Source organism: Bacteroidota bacterium (genome assembly GCA_016713925.1).
In the GTDB taxonomy this organism is placed as follows: domain Bacteria; phylum Bacteroidota; class Bacteroidia; order AKYH767-A; family OLB10; genus JAJTFW01.
This window is the reverse complement of the sequence record JADJOH010000006.1, coordinates 259126-277124: the sequence shown is the minus strand read 5'-3', so window position 1 is coordinate 277124 and position 17999 is coordinate 259126. Positions and strand designations below refer to the sequence as shown.

The 17999-nt window shown below is 39.8% G+C and carries 19 protein-coding genes; 15 read left to right on the top strand and 4 right to left on the bottom strand.

The window, feature by feature from the left end; genetic code table 11:
• Positions 1-36 precede the first annotated feature (36 nt).
• The 5 genes from IPJ86_07585 to IPJ86_07565 all read left to right on the top strand — a co-directional run bounded on the left by IPJ86_07585 (position 37) and on the right by IPJ86_07565 (position 4279).
• Positions 37-381 (top strand): DUF998 domain-containing protein, encoded by a 345-nt coding sequence (locus IPJ86_07585; GenBank protein MBK7887152.1) that lies wholly within the window; start codon positions 37-39, stop codon positions 379-381.
• Between the two features lie 168 nt (positions 382-549).
• Positions 550-927: a DoxX family protein gene (locus IPJ86_07580; protein MBK7887151.1), complete on the top strand. Its 378-nt coding sequence runs from the start codon at positions 550-552 to the stop codon at positions 925-927.
• A 563-nt stretch (positions 928-1490) separates the two neighbouring features.
• Positions 1491-1862, top strand: a complete 372-nt coding sequence (locus IPJ86_07575) for a VOC family protein (protein ID MBK7887150.1) — start codon at positions 1491-1493, stop codon at positions 1860-1862.
• A gap of 138 nt (positions 1863-2000) precedes the next feature.
• On the top strand, positions 2001-2651 hold the full coding sequence (locus tag IPJ86_07570; protein MBK7887149.1) for a carbonic anhydrase: 651 nt from the start codon (positions 2001-2003) through the stop codon (positions 2649-2651).
• A gap of 323 nt (positions 2652-2974) precedes the next feature.
• Positions 2975-4279: an MFS transporter gene (locus tag IPJ86_07565; protein ID MBK7887148.1), complete on the top strand. Its 1305-nt coding sequence runs from the start codon at positions 2975-2977 to the stop codon at positions 4277-4279.
• 59 nt (positions 4280-4338) lie between these two features.
• On the opposite strand, the gene IPJ86_07560 is transcribed toward IPJ86_07565, so the two are convergent.
• From IPJ86_07560 to IPJ86_07550, 3 genes are all read right to left on the bottom strand, one after another.
• Positions 4339-5079, bottom strand: coding sequence for a hypothetical protein (locus tag IPJ86_07560; protein MBK7887147.1), 741 nt, complete (start codon positions 5077-5079; stop codon positions 4339-4341).
• A gap of 271 nt (positions 5080-5350) precedes the next feature.
• Positions 5351-5848, bottom strand: coding sequence for a response regulator (locus IPJ86_07555; GenBank protein MBK7887146.1), 498 nt, complete (start codon positions 5846-5848; stop codon positions 5351-5353).
• 45 nt (positions 5849-5893) lie between these two features.
• The gene (locus IPJ86_07550) at positions 5894-7216 is read right to left on the bottom strand and encodes an ammonium transporter (protein ID MBK7887145.1); all 1323 of its coding nucleotides are present in this window, start codon (positions 7214-7216) and stop codon (positions 5894-5896) included.
• A 427-nt stretch (positions 7217-7643) separates the two neighbouring features.
• Here IPJ86_07550 and IPJ86_07545 point away from each other — a divergent pair, with 427 nt between their 5' ends.
• The 5 genes from IPJ86_07545 (at position 7644) to IPJ86_07525 (ending at position 11506) form a co-directional block, all read left to right on the top strand.
• Positions 7644-8861: a sterol desaturase family protein gene (locus IPJ86_07545; protein ID MBK7887144.1), complete on the top strand. Its 1218-nt coding sequence runs from the start codon at positions 7644-7646 to the stop codon at positions 8859-8861.
• Between the two features lie 29 nt (positions 8862-8890).
• Positions 8891-9355: an OsmC family protein gene (locus IPJ86_07540; GenBank protein ID MBK7887143.1), complete on the top strand. Its 465-nt coding sequence runs from the start codon at positions 8891-8893 to the stop codon at positions 9353-9355.
• Positions 9356-9436: 81 nt separating this feature from the next.
• Positions 9437-9904, top strand: coding sequence for a hypothetical protein (locus IPJ86_07535; GenBank protein ID MBK7887142.1), 468 nt, complete (start codon positions 9437-9439; stop codon positions 9902-9904).
• Positions 9905-9991: 87 nt separating this feature from the next.
• Entirely contained in the window at positions 9992-10552 is a 561-nt protein-coding gene (locus IPJ86_07530; GenBank protein MBK7887141.1) for a nuclear transport factor 2 family protein, read from the top strand.
• A gap of 384 nt (positions 10553-10936) precedes the next feature.
• Positions 10937-11506 carry a carboxymuconolactone decarboxylase family protein gene (locus IPJ86_07525; GenBank protein ID MBK7887140.1) on the top strand — a complete coding sequence of 190 codons (570 nt, stop codon included), beginning with the start codon at positions 10937-10939 and terminating at the stop codon, positions 11504-11506.
• 553 nt (positions 11507-12059) lie between these two features.
• Here the strand turns inward: IPJ86_07525 and IPJ86_07520 are convergent.
• Positions 12060-12677, bottom strand: coding sequence for an FKBP-type peptidyl-prolyl cis-trans isomerase (locus IPJ86_07520; GenBank protein ID MBK7887139.1), 618 nt, complete (start codon positions 12675-12677; stop codon positions 12060-12062).
• 218 nt (positions 12678-12895) lie between these two features.
• Between IPJ86_07520 and uvrB the strand changes: the two genes are divergently transcribed.
• The 5 genes from uvrB (at position 12896) to IPJ86_07495 (ending at position 17928) form a co-directional block, all read left to right on the top strand.
• Positions 12896-14938 carry an excinuclease ABC subunit UvrB gene (gene uvrB, locus IPJ86_07515; GenBank protein ID MBK7887138.1) on the top strand — a complete coding sequence of 681 codons (2043 nt, stop codon included), beginning with the start codon at positions 12896-12898 and terminating at the stop codon, positions 14936-14938.
• The gene (locus tag IPJ86_07510; protein ID MBK7887137.1) at positions 14920-15576 is read left to right on the top strand and encodes a hypothetical protein; all 657 of its coding nucleotides are present in this window, start codon (positions 14920-14922) and stop codon (positions 15574-15576) included. Before uvrB ends, IPJ86_07510 begins: the two co-directional genes overlap by 19 nt.
• Positions 15577-15646: 70 nt before the next feature.
• Positions 15647-15784 (top strand): hypothetical protein, encoded by a 138-nt coding sequence (locus tag IPJ86_07505; protein ID MBK7887136.1) that lies wholly within the window; start codon positions 15647-15649, stop codon positions 15782-15784.
• Positions 15781-16539, top strand: coding sequence for a PD40 domain-containing protein (locus tag IPJ86_07500; GenBank protein MBK7887135.1), 759 nt, complete (start codon positions 15781-15783; stop codon positions 16537-16539). The genes IPJ86_07505 and IPJ86_07500 overlap by 4 nt, the downstream gene beginning before the upstream one ends.
• A 333-nt stretch (positions 16540-16872) precedes the next feature.
• A complete protein-coding gene (locus IPJ86_07495; GenBank protein MBK7887134.1) occupies positions 16873-17928 on the top strand; it encodes an FAD-binding oxidoreductase in 1056 nt (351 codons plus the stop codon).
• Positions 17929-17999 lie beyond the last annotated feature (71 nt).

Genomic DNA, 17999 nt, shown 5'->3' with positions numbered 1-17999 from the left:
TAAAAGGTCAGTGTAACACTATCAACTCTTGAATAAATCTTTTACAAAAGAATAAATTTTCATATCTCGTCTTCACAAAATAAAATAAATAAGACAAATGCCAGTATTGCACAGGTCATTCATACTACTACAGGACTCCTCACCTATTTCATTGTACCACTCTGTCTTTTCCTGCTTGGTGTAGCGGCACGCACATGGCCAAAGGGAAAATGGATGGTCATTGCCGGATTTTTTAGTGGTCTCATCACTGTTATATTTATAGGCAAACTTTCCGGAGAACTTCACTCCTCCTATGCCGGTCTCTATCAACGCATCATTGAAGGAACTATTCTCGGTTGGATAGTGCTTTGTTCTCTTTATCTAAAAAGAATTCATCCTTGACCATATTCACAACATCATAAAAATATTTAGTCCTTTTCATTTCCGGTTTGCTGGTTTCCTCTTGAAATTCAAACCGGAAAACATGTTTATCTATTCATAACAAATTAAGAAGAACTCAACGCATTTCAAAAAACATTGTATTTTTACGAACACAGAATTCAATAAAAAATGAAGAATAAAATACTCTTTGTAGTCTGCTTGCTAACAGGATTAATGTTCATCAATTCAGGGCTCAATAAATTCTTTTTCTATATGCCTATGCCGAAAGATTTACCGGAGAACATGTTAAATTTGATGAGAGCATTTATGAATATTGGTTGGATCATGCCATTAATTGGATTCATTGAAATTCTCGGTGGGATACTATTTATTACAAGTCGATTCAGGGCATTGGGAGCGTTAATTATATTCCCAATCATCATCGGGATACTATTGACACATATTATAGATTCCCCTTCAGGGCTACCCATTGCAATTGTATTATTAGCTATAGAAATTTGGGTGATCTATGAGAACAGAGAAAAGTACTTGCCGTTAATAAAGTAAAGTTCTTACCGGGCATTAACTTCCAGTTAGTCTAAGCCTAAAAGTCGTACGTTCTGATTCTGCCGCCCTACCGACCTGCGGTCGGTAGGGCGTGAAAAAAGGGAGAAGTGTATCTGTTGTTTACCAGTGTTGTGTCCCTACGGGACTAACCAGGATGACGTCCCTACGGGTCTAACCAGGATGACGTCCCTACGGGACTAACCAGGATGACGTCCCTACGGGTCTAACCAGGATGACGTCCCTACGGGACTAACCAGGATGACGTCCCTACGGGTCTAACCAGGATGACGTCCACCAGGATGACGTCCCTACGGGAATTAGGGGAAGTGATATAGTTTTACAAAAAGGGCGAGTAATGTCCGGAATGTCAGAAGGAGGGAATTTAGTTGAAGTATAAATTATAATCAAATAAAACCAACCACATGAACAAAAAAATCATCGTCATTGCAGGACTACTCCTTTCCTTCGGACTTGGAGTCTATTTTAAAACGTTGAATGCGACTGAACCTGAAAAGGCATTCACCATTCTCTCGCCTAATAAATCAATCCTAACAGAAAAAAACATGAAACTCGGAGCATTTTCAGTAAGTCTTAGTGTTAAAGATCTTAAGACCTCAAAAGAATTCTATGAACACCTTGGCTTTACTGTTTTCGGTGGAGGGATGGAAATGAATTACCTGATTATGAAAAACGAGAATGTACTCATCGGACTGTTTCAGGGTATGTTCGAAGGGAATATTCTCACCTTTAATCCGGGCTGGGATGAAAATGCAAAAGATTTGGAAAAGTTTGATGATGTCAGAGAGATTCAGGAGCAATTAAAAAGCAAGGGGATATCTATCGACAATGAAGCAGATAAAAACTCCAAAGGGCCTGCCAGTTTTATGGTTAAAGATCCCGATGGGAATGTGATTCTGTTTGATCAACATCGTTAAAACTTCATTTAAAATAGCTATATTAGTTTGCCTGATCTTTTAAATAAAGTTAAATCTGAACACCTTATTCTACGTTTAGAGGAAGTGAAAATACTGATTCCATGAACGAGTTTAAAATATCACTTAAATAAAACAACTATGAAAACGTTGACGAAAGAGATGCAGGAAGCCATTACTCCTCAAATGGCCTTAGAACTATTAAAAGAAGGAAATAAAAGGTTTGTAAACAATCTGAAAGTTAACCGGAATCTTCTCCAGCAAGCCAATGAAACCTCGGACGGTCAACACCCCTTCGCAGTGATACTAAGCTGCATTGACAGTCGTACATCTGCAGAATTGATTTTTGACCAGGGACTGGGAGATGTTTTCAGTGTCCGCATTGCCGGCAATATTATCAATGAAGACATCCTTGGCAGTATGGAATTTGGATGCAAGGTGGCCGGTTCAAAGATTATTGTTGTACTCGGCCATACAAAATGCGGTGCGGTAAAAGGTGCCTGCGACCATGTAGAAATGGGGAACCTGACCTCCCTGCTCTCCAAAATAAGACCTGCGGTAGATGATGAACTAACCATTAAGGATAACCGCAATTCATCGAATAGCGAGTTTGTAGAAAAAGTGGCAATTATCAATGTGAAAAGAACCGTTAAGTCTATTATGGAAAGAAGTTCTATACTAAAAGATCTCATTGAAAGCGGATCCATCGGTATTATTGGAGGGACGCATGACATCAGTACCGGTGCTGTTACTTTTCTCCCGGAGACGATGCATCTGGGGAAAAATAAGTAACCCTTCACTGATCCTGTTGCAAAAAAGCCCATACCTTGATTTCGTTTTAATACCTTCTCTATTAAAAGGAGATATTAAAAGGATTTCGGGTAAGGGCTTCTCCATTCTTTAGGAATCTTATCCATTAAAACTATCGGTCCATGGGATGGCTATTTAAATACCCGCAAAAGATTCACATTTTATTCAGATCTGTAAAGGTCAGCATTTCAAGAAACGGGTATATCCGCAAATAAAAATAATCTATTTTAGTGCAACAATCTCACTACTAATTTACGACACAGGCATGGCCACTTTTACCACATTGAACATCGTCTACTATTTCTATGAAAAGTAACATCCCTGCCCTATCGGAAAACACCACGTTGCGTTATTTTAATTTTATTGCTTTATATGTAGCCCAAGGTATTCCTGAAGGTCTTGCTTTATTCGGAATTCCGGCCTGGCTGGCCATGCATGGAAAAACACCCGGCGAAATTGGATCATTCGTCGCTGCAGTAGGTTTACCCTGGAGTTTTAAATTAGTAGTGGCACCATTGATGGATAGATTTACCTATCTGCCTATGGGTCGGCGAAGACCATGGGTCATCATCGGACAGTTAGGGCTAATCTTAAGTTTCATCGCAATGGCATTCGTTCCCGACCCCTTGAATAATCCGGAACTCATGCTGGCAGCCGGCTTTGCGTTGGGATGCTTTGGTGCTTTTCAGGATGTCGCAACGGATGGAATGGCGATTGATATCGTACCTACTGATCAACAAGCCAGAGCAAATGGTTTTATGTGGGGCGCAAAAATTATTGGAACTTCTGCTTCACTTGCATTGGGCAGTTGGATGATTAATGCCTACGGTTTTAAATCAGCGGTATTAACACTATCTATTTTGGTTGGGCTCATCATGCTGGTACCGGTCTGCCTGAGAGAGCGGCCGGGCGAAAAATTTCTACCCTGGACTAATGGGAAAGCCTCTCCTGAAACAGAAAAAATGCAGCTTGGAAGCTGGTCGGTTATTTTAAAATCATTGTACAAAGTTTTCAGTTTGCGAAATAGTTTATTGCTGGGGGTATTGTTATTTATTACACAAGGATCCTACAATTACATTGCCACCTTGCTTCCGATATTTACTGTCCAGGCGCTGGGGTGGTCCGACCAGGCGTACTCACAATATTTCGCTACGGCAAGTTTAGCAGGAGGTATTGGCGGTATGCTCATCGGAGGTATTCTTATTGATCGCTTTGGAAAAATAAGAATGATGAATATTTATTTTGTCATTCTCATCATTCTGACAACAAGCTTTGTACTTCTCAAATCCTACTGGACCTCGGTAACGTTTATTGCAAGTTTCATGATGATCTATCAATTGCTGTACGTTTTTGCCTGCATTGGAATATTTTCGATTGCCATGGAATGTTGCTGGAAAAAAGTTTCTGCCAGTCAATTCACCATTTACATGACGATCGGAAATCTGGGAAGAATTGCAGGTGCAAAACTCATCGGACCGGTCAAACTAGAACTCACCTGGGAGTACACTATTCTTGTTTTTGCCGGATTGATAGTGATGGCATGGGGAATTATTCAATTCCTGCATATTAGAAATCATGTCAAGCATTTACATAAACTGGAAGGGCTTTAGAAATTACTTTAGCTTTGTAAAAGCAGAATAGTATAAATATTTGGATTATAATTCCCAAATTACTTTTTTACTTGATAATTTCCGCAAACATGACACCAATGTCCACGCATGATTTTATTTGAAGTGGTGAGCCAAATATGACCATATTTACATTGCCATTTCATCTTGGCTATAGGTTCATATTTTTTTGACAAAAACTTACCTCCCCGTGATTTTGCTAACGATTGCATATCTTTAATGCTCAATTTTCGGTTTTTGGCACAGAAAGGGCACCATGTATTGCAAATTCTGACAAGATTACCAGGTGCTTTCCATTGATGCCCTTTATTGCACTGCCACAATAATTTGGTTTTAACATTTACATAGGAATTAGAAAGGCACTTGCCACCCTTAGTTTTCGCAAACTTCTTAAAAATATCTATGTTTAATTTGGCATTTCCAGAACAGTGGGCGCACCACCAACCGCTTTTAATATTATTCGGCTTGGCAAGCCATTCATGACCATTTTCACATCTGAAAAGAAGGTGCGTAGACTTATTTATATATTTATCAGATAAACAAACCCCTTTTTTAGAAATAGCGATATCTTTAATCTCTTGTAAATAATGACCTTGTACTTCAAATTTCATACACTGTTTACACCAACTACCTCTATAGACTGTATTATAGCTAGCATCCCAGTTATGCCCTCTTTTACACATCCAGGAAAGGGGAGAATATTTATCTATATATACTTTACTAAGGCATTTACCACCGTGAAGTGCTGCAAACAATTGAATATCCTGAATGTCGTATTTCATACTATTTTAATTTTAAAAATACTCAACTAAAGTAGTACATTTAATCTGACAAATACATCACAAAATCTAATCCATTCCTATTCTCCACCACTGAAATGCATCTATTAAGGCATCTCTGTCAGGATAACTTCTAAACACCTTTGTTACCATTTCATCGTATCTATCAACCCCTATAATCATACACCTTGCCTATAATATAGATGTTGAAAAGATAAACAATGGTAAAGAACTTAATCCAAACAATCCATCGAAATAAACGGCGACTTTGGTATCACATAAATTTAGAGGATAATAGAAGAAAGAATAAAACTGTCGCCATAACTAATGAAAATCGAACAAATTTAACTCTGTCTGAATGCTGACTTTCAAAGTCAGAACGATCCATCAATTTAGCTACTTCTATTCCTAATCGATCGAAGGCAAGTTCATTTTTGATGATATAGTCCCACGCACCATTTTTTACAATATTCATTGCTATTTCCCGATTATCCTGCGCTGACAATACAATAACCGGAAGATCAGTATAGGTAGAACATAATTCTTTTAATACCTGTAGTCCGTTCTTGCCCTGGTGATTATTTGAAGAAAGGTGGAAGTCGAGCAAGACGAGATGTTGACCTTTGAGATTTTCCGACAAAGCTTCTTCACCCGTTTTATAATGTGTAACAACAGTTCCGGAAAAACGTGATGTTAAATAATCTGTCAACAATTCGCGCATCAGTTGATCGTCATCAATAATAGCTACATTAAATTTTTTGTCGGTTAACATCGATTGAGTCTGTTGAGATGTAAATATAATTGCGAATTCAATTCATTATAATTCATTGTCGTTTACGGACTCACCATGCTGACTAATATCCAATCCCATCCATTCATGCTCAGGATGTACACGCAAAGGTGTAATTCGTTCTGTCAGTTTCAATAAAAGATACGAACCTCCAAAAGTAAATGCAGAAATAATGATGAGAGCAAGCAGGTGATATCCCATCAATGTAAAAGATCCGGTAATCATACCGCCCTCCTTTGCAAATACTGCAGTAAATATCATTCCCACTATACCTCCCACACCATGACAGGGGAACACATCCAGTGTATCATCAATATCAGACTTGGATTTATAATGTACCGCAAAGTTGCTGATAACACTCGCTGCAAAACCTATAAATACGGCAGGACCGAAATCAACGAATCCTGCTGCAGGGGTAATCGCTACTAACCCAACAACAGCACCAATGCAAGCACCCAATGCTGAGGGCTTTTTTCCTAAAGCAGCATCCAGCAGAATCCAGGACAGCATCGCTGAAGCAGAAGCTAACATGGTATTCATAAATGCTATTATGGCAACGCTGTTAGCGGCAAGGGCAGAGCCGGCATTAAATCCAAACCATCCGAACCAGAGTAAACCTGTACCTAACAATACATATGGGATGTTCACCGGTTGATGACTTTCATTCTTTTTATGAATTTGCCGGCGTCCTAATACCAGAGCTCCCGCCAAAGCAGCTAAACCTGCTGAAATATGTACTACTGTTCCACCCGCGAAATCAAGAACACCCCACTTAAAAAGAAAACCATCGGGATGCCAGGTCCAATGTGCGAGCGGGCAATAAATAAAAACGGTAAACAGACACATAAATATCAGATAACTCCAGAACTTAATCCGTTCAGCAAATGCACCAATGATGAGCGCCGGAGTGATGATTGCAAATTTCATCTGAAAGGCTGCAAAAAGAACAAATGGCAATCCGCTCCCTAAAGTGGGATGCGGCATCGTGCCTACATTATCAAACATAAAAAAAGTAAAAGGATTTCCAATCCATCCTCCCATATCGTCACCGAAAGCCAGACTAAAACCGAATACATACCAGATAATACTAACGACTCCCAGCGCAATATAGGTCTGAAGCATCGTAGATATAATATTTCGCGGATGAACCATACCTCCATAAAAAAAAGAAAGCCCCGGAGTCATGAGTAATACCAATCCCGATGCAGTTAACATCCAGGCCAGATTACCTGTATCAAAGGCTCCATTAGCATCAGGATGAACAGCGGGATAAAAGGCAGCAACGACAGCGAAAATTAATAGAATGGCAAAGATGATGGTACTCGTGTATGAACCAATTTTAAATTTCATAGAAGATTTTTATTTAGTTGCATATCCAATTTGGCTGCAGCGCATCAACGAAAATATTAAATACAATTATAAAAAGCCTGCTAATACCTTTAAAATTAACATTTCTTTTTTTATGCCTTTTAGATTACAAACCGGTCCGTATAAATAAGTGAATTCCCCTTTTCATTTCAAAAGTCAAATATTACATATGGAATTGGTAACCAACGTAAAAAAAGCTAAAAGTGCATCAAAAGCATGACGATTAATTGAAAATTTTGAATTACATATTTTGCAACTTTTATGCTTACCTTTGTAAGAACCGTTCCTATTTTATCAGAATGAGTTACATTAATTCTCAGATAGCGTTAGAAGACGATGCGCTTAAGAAACATCCTTCCGGTTTAATTATTTTCCGGTTTATTAAAGTCTTATTATTTAAAAAACTCAAATGTTAAACGTCTCTGCCCTCTTTATACCCATCTTCCTGCTATTCGTTTTAATTGAATGGTACATCAGTTACCGGAAAAAGGATAATACCTATGCGTCCGGAAATACAGTGATGAACTTTACGATTGGAGCTATCGATCAAATCGGCTCCCTGATTTCTTTTGTATTGTTATTTGTTGTGATGGAATTTGTATACAACAACTATCGACTTATAGAAAACAATAATGTCTGGTATCAATGGGTAGGGGGATATTTTGCGGTCGATTTTTTATCCTACTGGTACCACCGCTGGTCGCATCGGGTCAACATTCTTTGGGCGGGACATATTACTCATCATTCTTCCGAACACTTTAATTTTTCCAACGGGTTTCGCACTTCTTTTTTCCAGGGTATCAACCGGATTATCTTCTGGGCATTTCTTCCTTTGTTTGGCTTTTCTCCGATTATCCTCATCGTTATTTTTAAAGTTTCCGGCCTCTATGACTTTTTACAACATTCAGCCTATATACCCAAAATAAAATATATCGATAAAATCTTAGTCACCCCTTCGGCTCACCGTGTTCATCATGGAAAAAATGAAGTCTATATTGATAAAAACTATGGTTCAAACTTTATCATTTGGGATCGCCTGTTTGGTACATACAGAGATGAAACAGAACCGGTGAAATTCGGAATTACGAGTGCATATATTGACAATAATCCGGTTACGGCAATTGGAGGTCATTATAAATTTTTATGGCAAACGATGCTTCGCACTCCCCGCTGGACTGATAAAATCAAACTCTGGTTCATGCCACCGGAATGGAAACCAACGGCGATGCTTCCGATTTCTCCACCCGTGACTTCCTCCGCTATCCCTGTTTCTACCAATCTGGTACATTATGCCTACTTCCAACTCATCAGTTGCGTTGCCGGGATTATCCTCCTTTTAGTATTTAAAGACTTTCTTTCCATCATGGAAATAAGTGTAATCTCATTGGTGGCCATTTCTTCAATGGTCAACGTTACCTTGATATTCAACCGGAACGTCAGCAAGAATTTTGAAAAGCAGGAAATGCTTCGAATCATTGTGGGTTTCCTGCTCGTTTTGATAAATAGCTACCTGAGCACGGATAATTATTTATGGCCGGTGACTCTTTTTCTAAGTGTATCACTTATTTTTATTTTCATCATTTCTACGTTTACAAATCATGAAAATTCCATTTCCGGATCACATTAATAGTTTTCCGTGAATAAAAAGCAAGGCCCATGGCAAAAGAACATTCCTACAAACTTACACTCAAATGGACAGGGAATACCGGCCATGGAACTTCCGATTACAAATCTTACGAGAGAAGTCATATCATTCAGTCGGAGCAGAAAGTGGATATTGCCGCTTCATCAGATCCGGCATTTCGTGGAGATAAGACTAAACATAATCCGGAAGAATTGCTCATCGCATCACTATCAGGTTGTCATATGCTCTGGTTTTTACATTTATGTGCAGATGCCGGAGTTATTGTAATCGATTATGAAGATCATCCGACGGGCACCATGATCGAATTGGAAACCGGAGGAGGGAGATTCAAGGAAGTAACCTTGCATCCTGTGGTGACCCTTCAAAACAAAGAATTCGCCGGAAAATTAAATGCCTTGCATCAACGCGCACATGATTTATGCTTCATTGCCAATTCGGTGAATTTCGAAGTAACACATCAGCCAACCGCTAAATAATTATATTGCTTTCTCTATAGAAAATAGAATTCGAATGATTAAGTAAATGAGTTTTCCAAAAAAATAAACTAATTTTCCGCCATGGCTTCATTAAATTCCCTTCTTCTTGAAATAGAAGGCTTACTGCCCCATCAATCAAAATCTCAACCTGCCATTTCCGGTGCTCCTGTTGGTTGGCATATTGAACATAGTTTGCTTACCATTAACCGTATCATCACCGCATTAGAAAAATCAGATGCTACAGGATACAAAAGTAGTTTCAAGTTAAGTAAACTGATTGTTTTTAGTATGGGAAAAATCCCCCGCGGAAGAGCGAAAGCACCGGGCATTGTCCAACCGAAGCAATACGACGAAATGAGTTTGGGTAGTCATCTGGAAAAGACGAAAGAAAAAATGCAGGAACTCCATCATATTCCAAATGAACACTATTTTGAACATCCCTATTTTGGACATTTGAAAGTTAAAAAGACCATACGTTTTTTAGTGATTCATACCCAACATCATTTATCAATTATGAATGACATCGTGAAGAGCACTGAAGCATTATAAAGAGAAAAGTATAACCCCTTTTTTCTACTTTGGCTAAGAGGAAAAAGAATCTGATTTCAATATATTATCCCACACAATCGAAAACCAATGAAAGCAAAATTCAAACTAATACTATACACCGGAATTTTAATATTATTTTCTTCATGTAGTTCTAATCGCGACGAGCAAATTACTACTCATGAAGTGATCCCTTCTGACACTACTTCGCTACCTCAGTCACGTATTGAAATCAACACGTTGCTAGACTCTTTTAACATAGCAGCAGCGAATGCCGATTTTGACACTTATTTCAATTTCTTTTCGGAGGATGCAGTTTTCATGGGAACTGATGCTACTGAAAACTGGAATAAGTCACAATACATGGAATGGTCTAAACCCTATTTTGATAAAAAAGAAACATGGAATTTTAAAGCACTTGAACGACATGTGTTTTTTGACAAAACAGGAAACTTAGCCTGGTTTGATGAATTACTTGAAACTCAAATGAAAATATGCCGGGGATCGGGGGTGTTGATGAAAGAGGAAAATAATTGGAAGATAAAACAATATGTACTTTCAATGACCATTCCCAATAGTGAGATTGATTCGGTTTTGAAATTGAAAGGAAAAGTCGAAGATCAGATCATCGCGAAACTTAAAAGCAAATGATTTGACTAATATACAGTGAATTCACGATGCTATCGATTATTCGCCCGATTATGGTGCTGATGATCTGGACAAGGTAGGGTCGTTACATGTAACGCCCCTACCTATTTCTGGAAGACGATTTATTTATGGGTATTTTATTATGCCATTTTGTTCTTGTCATGCCTCTTCTCCAGTAGATATAGGTGCCTTTCATGTAACGTCCCTCCATCTACGAGAAGAATATCTTTAAAATAATTTTTATGGAATTAATACTGCTTTTGAATCCTGTTATGGCTTTTAGACAACGAAACCAGTATTTAAATAAAACAAACATCTATATCCATCACCACTTCTCTTTAAAAGTGTTCTCAACCCTATTCTATAAAATTATATAAAATTAAACTCATGACTTACATCAAAACAGGAATCAACAAACCGGGCATCATTGAACTTCTCTTTTATAAAGGTGCAACTGGTAAGGCCTTATCCAATCTGGCACACACCCTCTTACACGGACCTTCCGGATTGAATCCAGGTGAAAGAGAACTCATCGCTGCCTACGTTTCCAAACTCAATAACTGTGAATTTTGCTGCAACTCCCATACCTCAGCCATGCAAGTGCATTTGAACGGACAATCAGAAGCAGCCCTTGATTTTTTGAGAAATAATGAATCAGTACATCTATCCGAAAAATTAATTTTCCTTCTAAAGATTGCAGAAAAGGTGAGGATGAGTGGTACAGCCGTTCTACAAACTGATATTGATTTTGCAAGAAAATCCGGGGCTACTGATGAAGACATTCATGATACCATCCTCATTGCTGCAGCATTTTGCATGTTTAACAGGTACGTGGATGGATTAGGAACAGAAAAAGCAACCGCTCAGGAATATCAGGAGATGGGTCAACGAATGGCAAAGGGGTATAAGTACCCTCCGCTGTTTTTGAGAAAATTTGTTTTACGGTTAATGAAATAGATTCATTTCCCTCGTACTCGCTCTGTTACTCGCTCTCTTCCACGCTCTGTTACTCGCACTCGCTAATAGATGAGAATAATGTTATTTCCGATCCTTGTAAATGGCGACCACAAGGGTCGCCCCGACAGATAAATTCAATGATCCACTATTAACCCTCCTTATCCTACAAACTACCCATCAATTCTTATCTCTGATCAAATGTATCCCTGAAAAGGGGCCTTCTACATGTAGCTTTGTTTTAAAATAAGGGAAATAACATGTTGATGAACGAATTCTGTACAGGATACTTTCTTCCGAAAAATGAAGAACAGGAATCCCTCATGAATGAGTACAAGAAAAAAAGAGTGCTTTTCGGAGAACCTTCCAGAATACAAATCCTCCGGCAATTGGTAAAGACAAGACCTTTTACAAAATCTGTCTATCCTCCAAATTGGAGAATCGCCTGAAAAGAACACTTATTAAAATTTGAAATTGTTTATCTGACTTCGACAGGCGCAAAAAAAATTAGCCGACCCTAATGAGCCGGCTAATTTTATTTTTATTACTATTCGGATTACTTACCTTGAGGTGCGTCAGGAGCATCTATAGAAAGCAATTCTACTTCGAACACCAATACGCTGTTTGGTCCGATTTTACCACCTGCTCCACGCTCGCCATAAGCTAACTCAGAAGGCAGGAATAATTTCCATTTAGAACCAACAGGCATCATTTGTAACGCTTCTGTCCATCCCGGAATAACACCACTAACAGGGAAGCTTGCAGGCTGTCCACGCTCAACAGAACTATCGAAAACAGTACCGTCAATTAATGTTCCATGGTAATGTGTAGTTACCTTGTCATTCAGGCCTGGTTTAGCACCGGTACCCTCTTTCATAACAATGTATTGCATGCCGCTAGCCGTAGTTTGTACGCCGGCCTTTTTCTTGTTCTCTTCCAGGAATGCTTTTCCTTTCGCAACGTTCTCTTGTCCTTTCATTTTTTCCTTTTCGGCCATGTAGCCTTGAATGATTTTGTCAGCATCTTCTTGTTTCATGGTCGCCTTGCCTTCAAAAACTTCCTTTAATGCCTGGGACATGATGTCTACTTTCACAGAATCAAATCCACTGTTTTTCAGGTTGTTTCCGATTGCTACACCTAGTCCGTAGCTGACTGAATCAATTGTGCTGCTCATTTTAATGTCGGTTTTCTTGTTTTGTGCGTTGCAGGAAGCCACCATAAAGGCCGCTGCCAAAACAGGTAATAAGCTTTTTTTGAGGTTCATTTATATAAATATTGGAGGCGCGAAAATACAAAATTGCAGTATTCCTCCGCAGAAAAAGAATGAAGGTCTTATGAAACAAGCATTTAATAATTTAACAAGATGGGATAGTGTACCTTATCTTTGACGCGATGGATTTTGAACTTACCTCTGATTTTAAACCAACCGGTGATCAACCGGATGCTATAATACAGCTAACCAATGGTTTAATAAACGGGGATGTGGCCCAAACCCTGTTGGGCGTGACCGGTTCAGGTAAAACATTTACGATTGCAAATGTGATTCAAAATGTGAATCGCCCTACTCTTATCCTGAGCCATAACAAAACCCTCGCCGCTCAACTTTACGGTGAATTCAAGCAGTTTTTCCCTAAAAATGCGGTCGAATACTTTGTTTCCTACTACGATTATTATCAACCGGAAGCTTATCTCCCGAGCTCGAATACCTATATAGAAAAAGATTTATCCATCAATGAGGAAATCGAAAAGCTCCGGCTAAGTACAACCACTTCGCTTCTCTCCGGCAGAAGAGATATCATCGTGGTCTCCTCCGTTTCCTGCATTTACGGTATGGGAAATCCTGCTGATTTTGCAGAGAATATTATCCGTATTCAGTCGGGGATGAAGATCAGCAGGAATGCGCTCTTGCATCGGTTGGTGTCCAGTTTATACTCCAGAGCCGGTGCTGAATTTAAGAGAGGTACCTTCAGAGTTCAAGGCGATACGGTAGATGTTTTTCCGGCTTATATGGATCTCGCCTACCGTCTGAGTTTTTTTGGAGATGAGATGGAAGAAATTGCTACCATCGAACCCTCTACAGGAAAGAAATATGAGAAACATGAACATCTCGCCATATTCCCTGCTAATATCTTCGTGACCTCTCCCTCCCGTCAGCAGCAAGCCATTTATGATATTCAGGAGGACATGGTGAAGCAGGTGGATTATTTCAAGGAAAATGGCCGGGCGCTGGAAGCAAAACGGATTGAAGATCGTGTGACCTTTGATTTGGAGATGATCCGCGAGTTGGGCTATTGCTCAGGGATAGAAAATTATTCCCGCTATTTTGATGGTCGTCCTACTGGTCAGCGTCCGTTCTGTTTGCTGGATTATTTTCCTGAAGATTTTCTGATGGTGGTGGATGAGAGTCACGTGACCGTACCGCAGATCAGAGCGATGTATGGTGGAGACCGGTCACGAAAAGTGAACCTCGTGGATTACGGTTTTCGATTACCCGCAGCGATTGATAATCGTCCTTTAAAATTTGAAGAGTTTGAGTCGATCATTCAGCAAATAATTTATGTGAGTGCTACTCCTTCAGAATATGAGTTGCAAAAAAGCGAAGGTGTTATTGTAGAACAAGTCATTCGTCCAACGGGACTCCTCGACCCTCCTATCGAAGTGCGCCCTGTTGGCAATCAGGTGGATGATTTGCTCGAGGAAATTGAAAAGGTAATCAAACGGGAAGAAAGAGTGCTCGTCACCACACTGACCAAGCGGATGGCGGAAGAGCTGGCGAAGTACATGACGAAATTGAATATCCGTTGCCGCTATATTCATTCGGAAGTGGAAACACTCGAGCGGGTGGAGATATTGAGAGATCTTCGACTCGGTGTATTTGATGTGTTGATTGGTATCAATCTTTTGAGAGAGGGACTTGATTTACCGGAAGTATCGTTGGTAGCCATCCTGGATGCAGATAAGGAAGGCTTTCTACGCTCCAATCGTTCGCTCACACAAACAGCAGGACGAGCAGCAAGAAATCTCAACGGAAAAGTAATTATGTATGCAGATAAGATTACAGAAAGCATGCAGAAAACAATAGAAGAAACAGATCGCAGAAGGTCGAAGCAAATGGCCTACAACGAAGCGAATGGACTTGTCCCCACTGCTCTTAACAAGCCGAAGTCAGGGATTCACACTCATCTTGAAAACAACAAAAGCAATCTTTCCAATGCCTATATCGAAAAGAATGAAGCCAATGTGGCAGCGGATCCGGTCATCCAATACATGACGAAGGAACAATTGGACAAAGCCATACAAACCGCCAGAAAGAACATGGAAAAATCGGCGCGTGAGCTGGACTTCATCGATGCAGCGAAATTCCGCGATGAGCTCTTTGGACTGGAAGCCTTTTTAAAGAAAAATTCGGGAAATAGATGGGAGCCATTCAACTGATACTTACGATTTGCCTGTATATCATTTCCATTGTACTTTCTTTATTACTGGCGATCACTTCCCGCAAATTCCGTGACGAATCCATTCGCATGCCTCTGGCATTACATCTTGTACTTGCCATTTTTACGGTGATATTTGCATTCACTTTCCCCGGGCAACCCATCAGTGAATATCTCATGCTGTTCGCTGTTTGCAGTGGATTGTCACTTTCCGTTTGGGCCTTGAAAAACCAATATCTTTCCCTGCCTGTCAAATTATATCTGGGAGCTTACCTTTTAACCATCGGTTTATTTTTTTGGTCTCCTTCTTTATTATTTTATTCCATCAGTGGGAATTATGGAATCTACAGAAAAGAACAACAGTTCAATCTCAAGGAAAATTATTATTTGGTGGAGCAGCAAAGTATGATCAAAACTATAGATTTGCCGGTCAGGTACAAGGTCATTCAGAAGTTTGGTATCTACAATAAAACACTGGACAGAGATCTTGATTTCGGGAACACCCTTGCTTCAGCGGCACTTGTAACCTTGAATGATGATACATTGATCATTGAAGGTCAATATATCAACAGTCAAAAGACCAGGATTGGAATAAGGCCAGGTTTTAAGAGTAAACAAATCACCCGAAAATCGCCCTAAAGAACAATAACTATCCATTTGACATTACAATTCGAAATCACTAATATTGTAACTGAAGTCTAAAACGCATATGAAAAAAATACAGCTAATAGCTACACTCATGTTCATTACCGGGATGGTTGCCGGTCAAACACATTCGTCTGAAATCTGGTTACTGGATATCACACAAAAAAATAATAAGACCCTCGCCACCACTCCTACAGGATGACCCAGAATGAGCATTACGACAATCAGCCCTGTTTTTCCAAAGATGGACAGTTCCTGTACTATGCCAGTATGCCCGATACTTTGCAGAGTGATATTTATGAATTTCATGTCCGAAAAAAAATAATCCGACAGGTATCCAATACTCCTGAAAGCGAGTATCAGCCACAGCCTATTCCTTATGCTAAGGGAAAGCTCTCCGTAATCAGAGTGGAAATGGAGAAATCACAAAAATTATATGAGATGAGTCTGGATGGTTCCTCCTTTGACCTGCTCACTCCCAATGAAGATTCCGTCGCCTATTATTGCTGGATGAACGACACCACCATTGGTGCGTACATGCTCGATGGTGCTGGCGGCATGCTACAGCAATTCGATATGATTCCACAACAAGCCATTATTTTAATGCAGGGAGGTTTCGGCAGATGTTTAGCGCGAATTCCCGGTAGCAGTAATCTGAGTTATGTTCAAAAGGGTTCTGATAAAAAGAATACCGTCATGAAATTTGAGATGGCTACAGAAGAACGTATGCCTGTTTGTGAATTGCCGGATGGAGTAGAAGATTTTTGCTGGGGACCCGATGAAAAAATCTACTGCGGAGATAAAGGTGTACTCTACATGTTCGATACAAAATCAGAAGGCGCTAAATGGGAATCCATCGGTGACTTCAGCGAAACCATCGGCAATTTCTATCGCATAGCCATGAGTCCGATGGGTGATAAGATAGCGATTGTCTCCTACAAAGGCGAGAAACCTTAAACGAAGTTTAAGGTTTAAGGTTTAAGGTTTAAGGTTTAAAGTTCAAGGTTTAAGGTTTAAGGTTTAAGGTTTAAGGTTTAAGGTTTAAGGTTTAAGGTTTAAGGTTTAAGGTTTACCATGAAGCGTATCGCTTTTCGCGATTCTGCTTCATGGTTTTCACTCGCCTTACACCCTTAGGCTATAAATGATTTAATCAGTCCTTTCTTTCATTTAGAATCTTGAAGCAATGAAGTTAAGCCAGCAGCCAAAAGCTAGTAGCCGGTGGCCGGTAGCCGGTAGCCGGTAGCCGGTGGCCGGTAGCAAAAAGCAATATTCTAATATAATCACTACTCCTTGTCAACAAACACATTCGATTACATCATCAGAGGCCAGGGAATTGCGGGGAGTTTGCTTGCATGGTTTTTATTGCAGTCCGGAAAAAAGGTGCTGGTAGTAGATCCTGTACGGAAAAATACCTGTTCGAAAATTGCGGCGGGATTGATCCATCCTGTTACCGGAAGAAGAATTGTTAAATCATGGAATGCCGATTTGTTTATTCCCTTTGCGCGTAAAACGTATTTAGAGATTGAAGATAAACTGGGAGAACGTTTTTTTGAAGATTATCCGGTACTGGAACTTTTCAACGATGCCGGTCATCGCAACGACTGGGCCGGAAGAAGTGCTGATGAAGGCATGTCAGATTATGTGAAAGAAGAATGTGGTCCGGGGCAACTTCCCAAGGGAGTTTTGGCTTCTCACGGTGGACGCTGGGTAGTGAATGGTGGCTGGGTGGATACGCGCCGATTTACAGATGCTTTACGCAGGTACCTGATGAAATCGGGAAGTTTTGAAGAAGGTTTGCTGGAATATGATCAGGTCCATTTTCATGAGGATAAAATTCAATGGAAGGAATATACTGCGGGTGCGATCATTGACTGTAGCGGTGTGGATGCTATTCGTCATCCCTTATTTTCAGATCTTCCGTTTAACCCTTGTAAAGGAGAGATTCTTCAAATCAATACCCATGGTTTACCGAAAGATATGGTCATTCACGGTGCAATGAAAATAATACCGCTCGGCGGATTAGAATATCTAACGGGTGCCACCTACGATTTCAATCGCATCGATGAAGAAAGTACGGAAGAAGGACGAAACAAGATCATAGCCGCATTGGGTAAGATGATAGATGTCCCGTATACGATCTCTTCTCAATTTGCTTCCATTCGTCCCTCAACAAAAGACCGGCGGCCAATTATTGGAAAACATAAGGAAAATAATAAAATCTATATTTTTAATGGACTTGGTTCAAAAGGGGTCATAATGGGTCCGTGGATGGCCCTGCAGCTTCGGGAGTTCTTAATAAAAGGCGAAGAACCTGAACAAACCTTAAATCCTTATCGTGAATTTTAAGTATTACCGTAATTAATTCTTTTACCGGTCTATACTTTAAAAACCACTTGAAACAATGGAATAAAAAATCC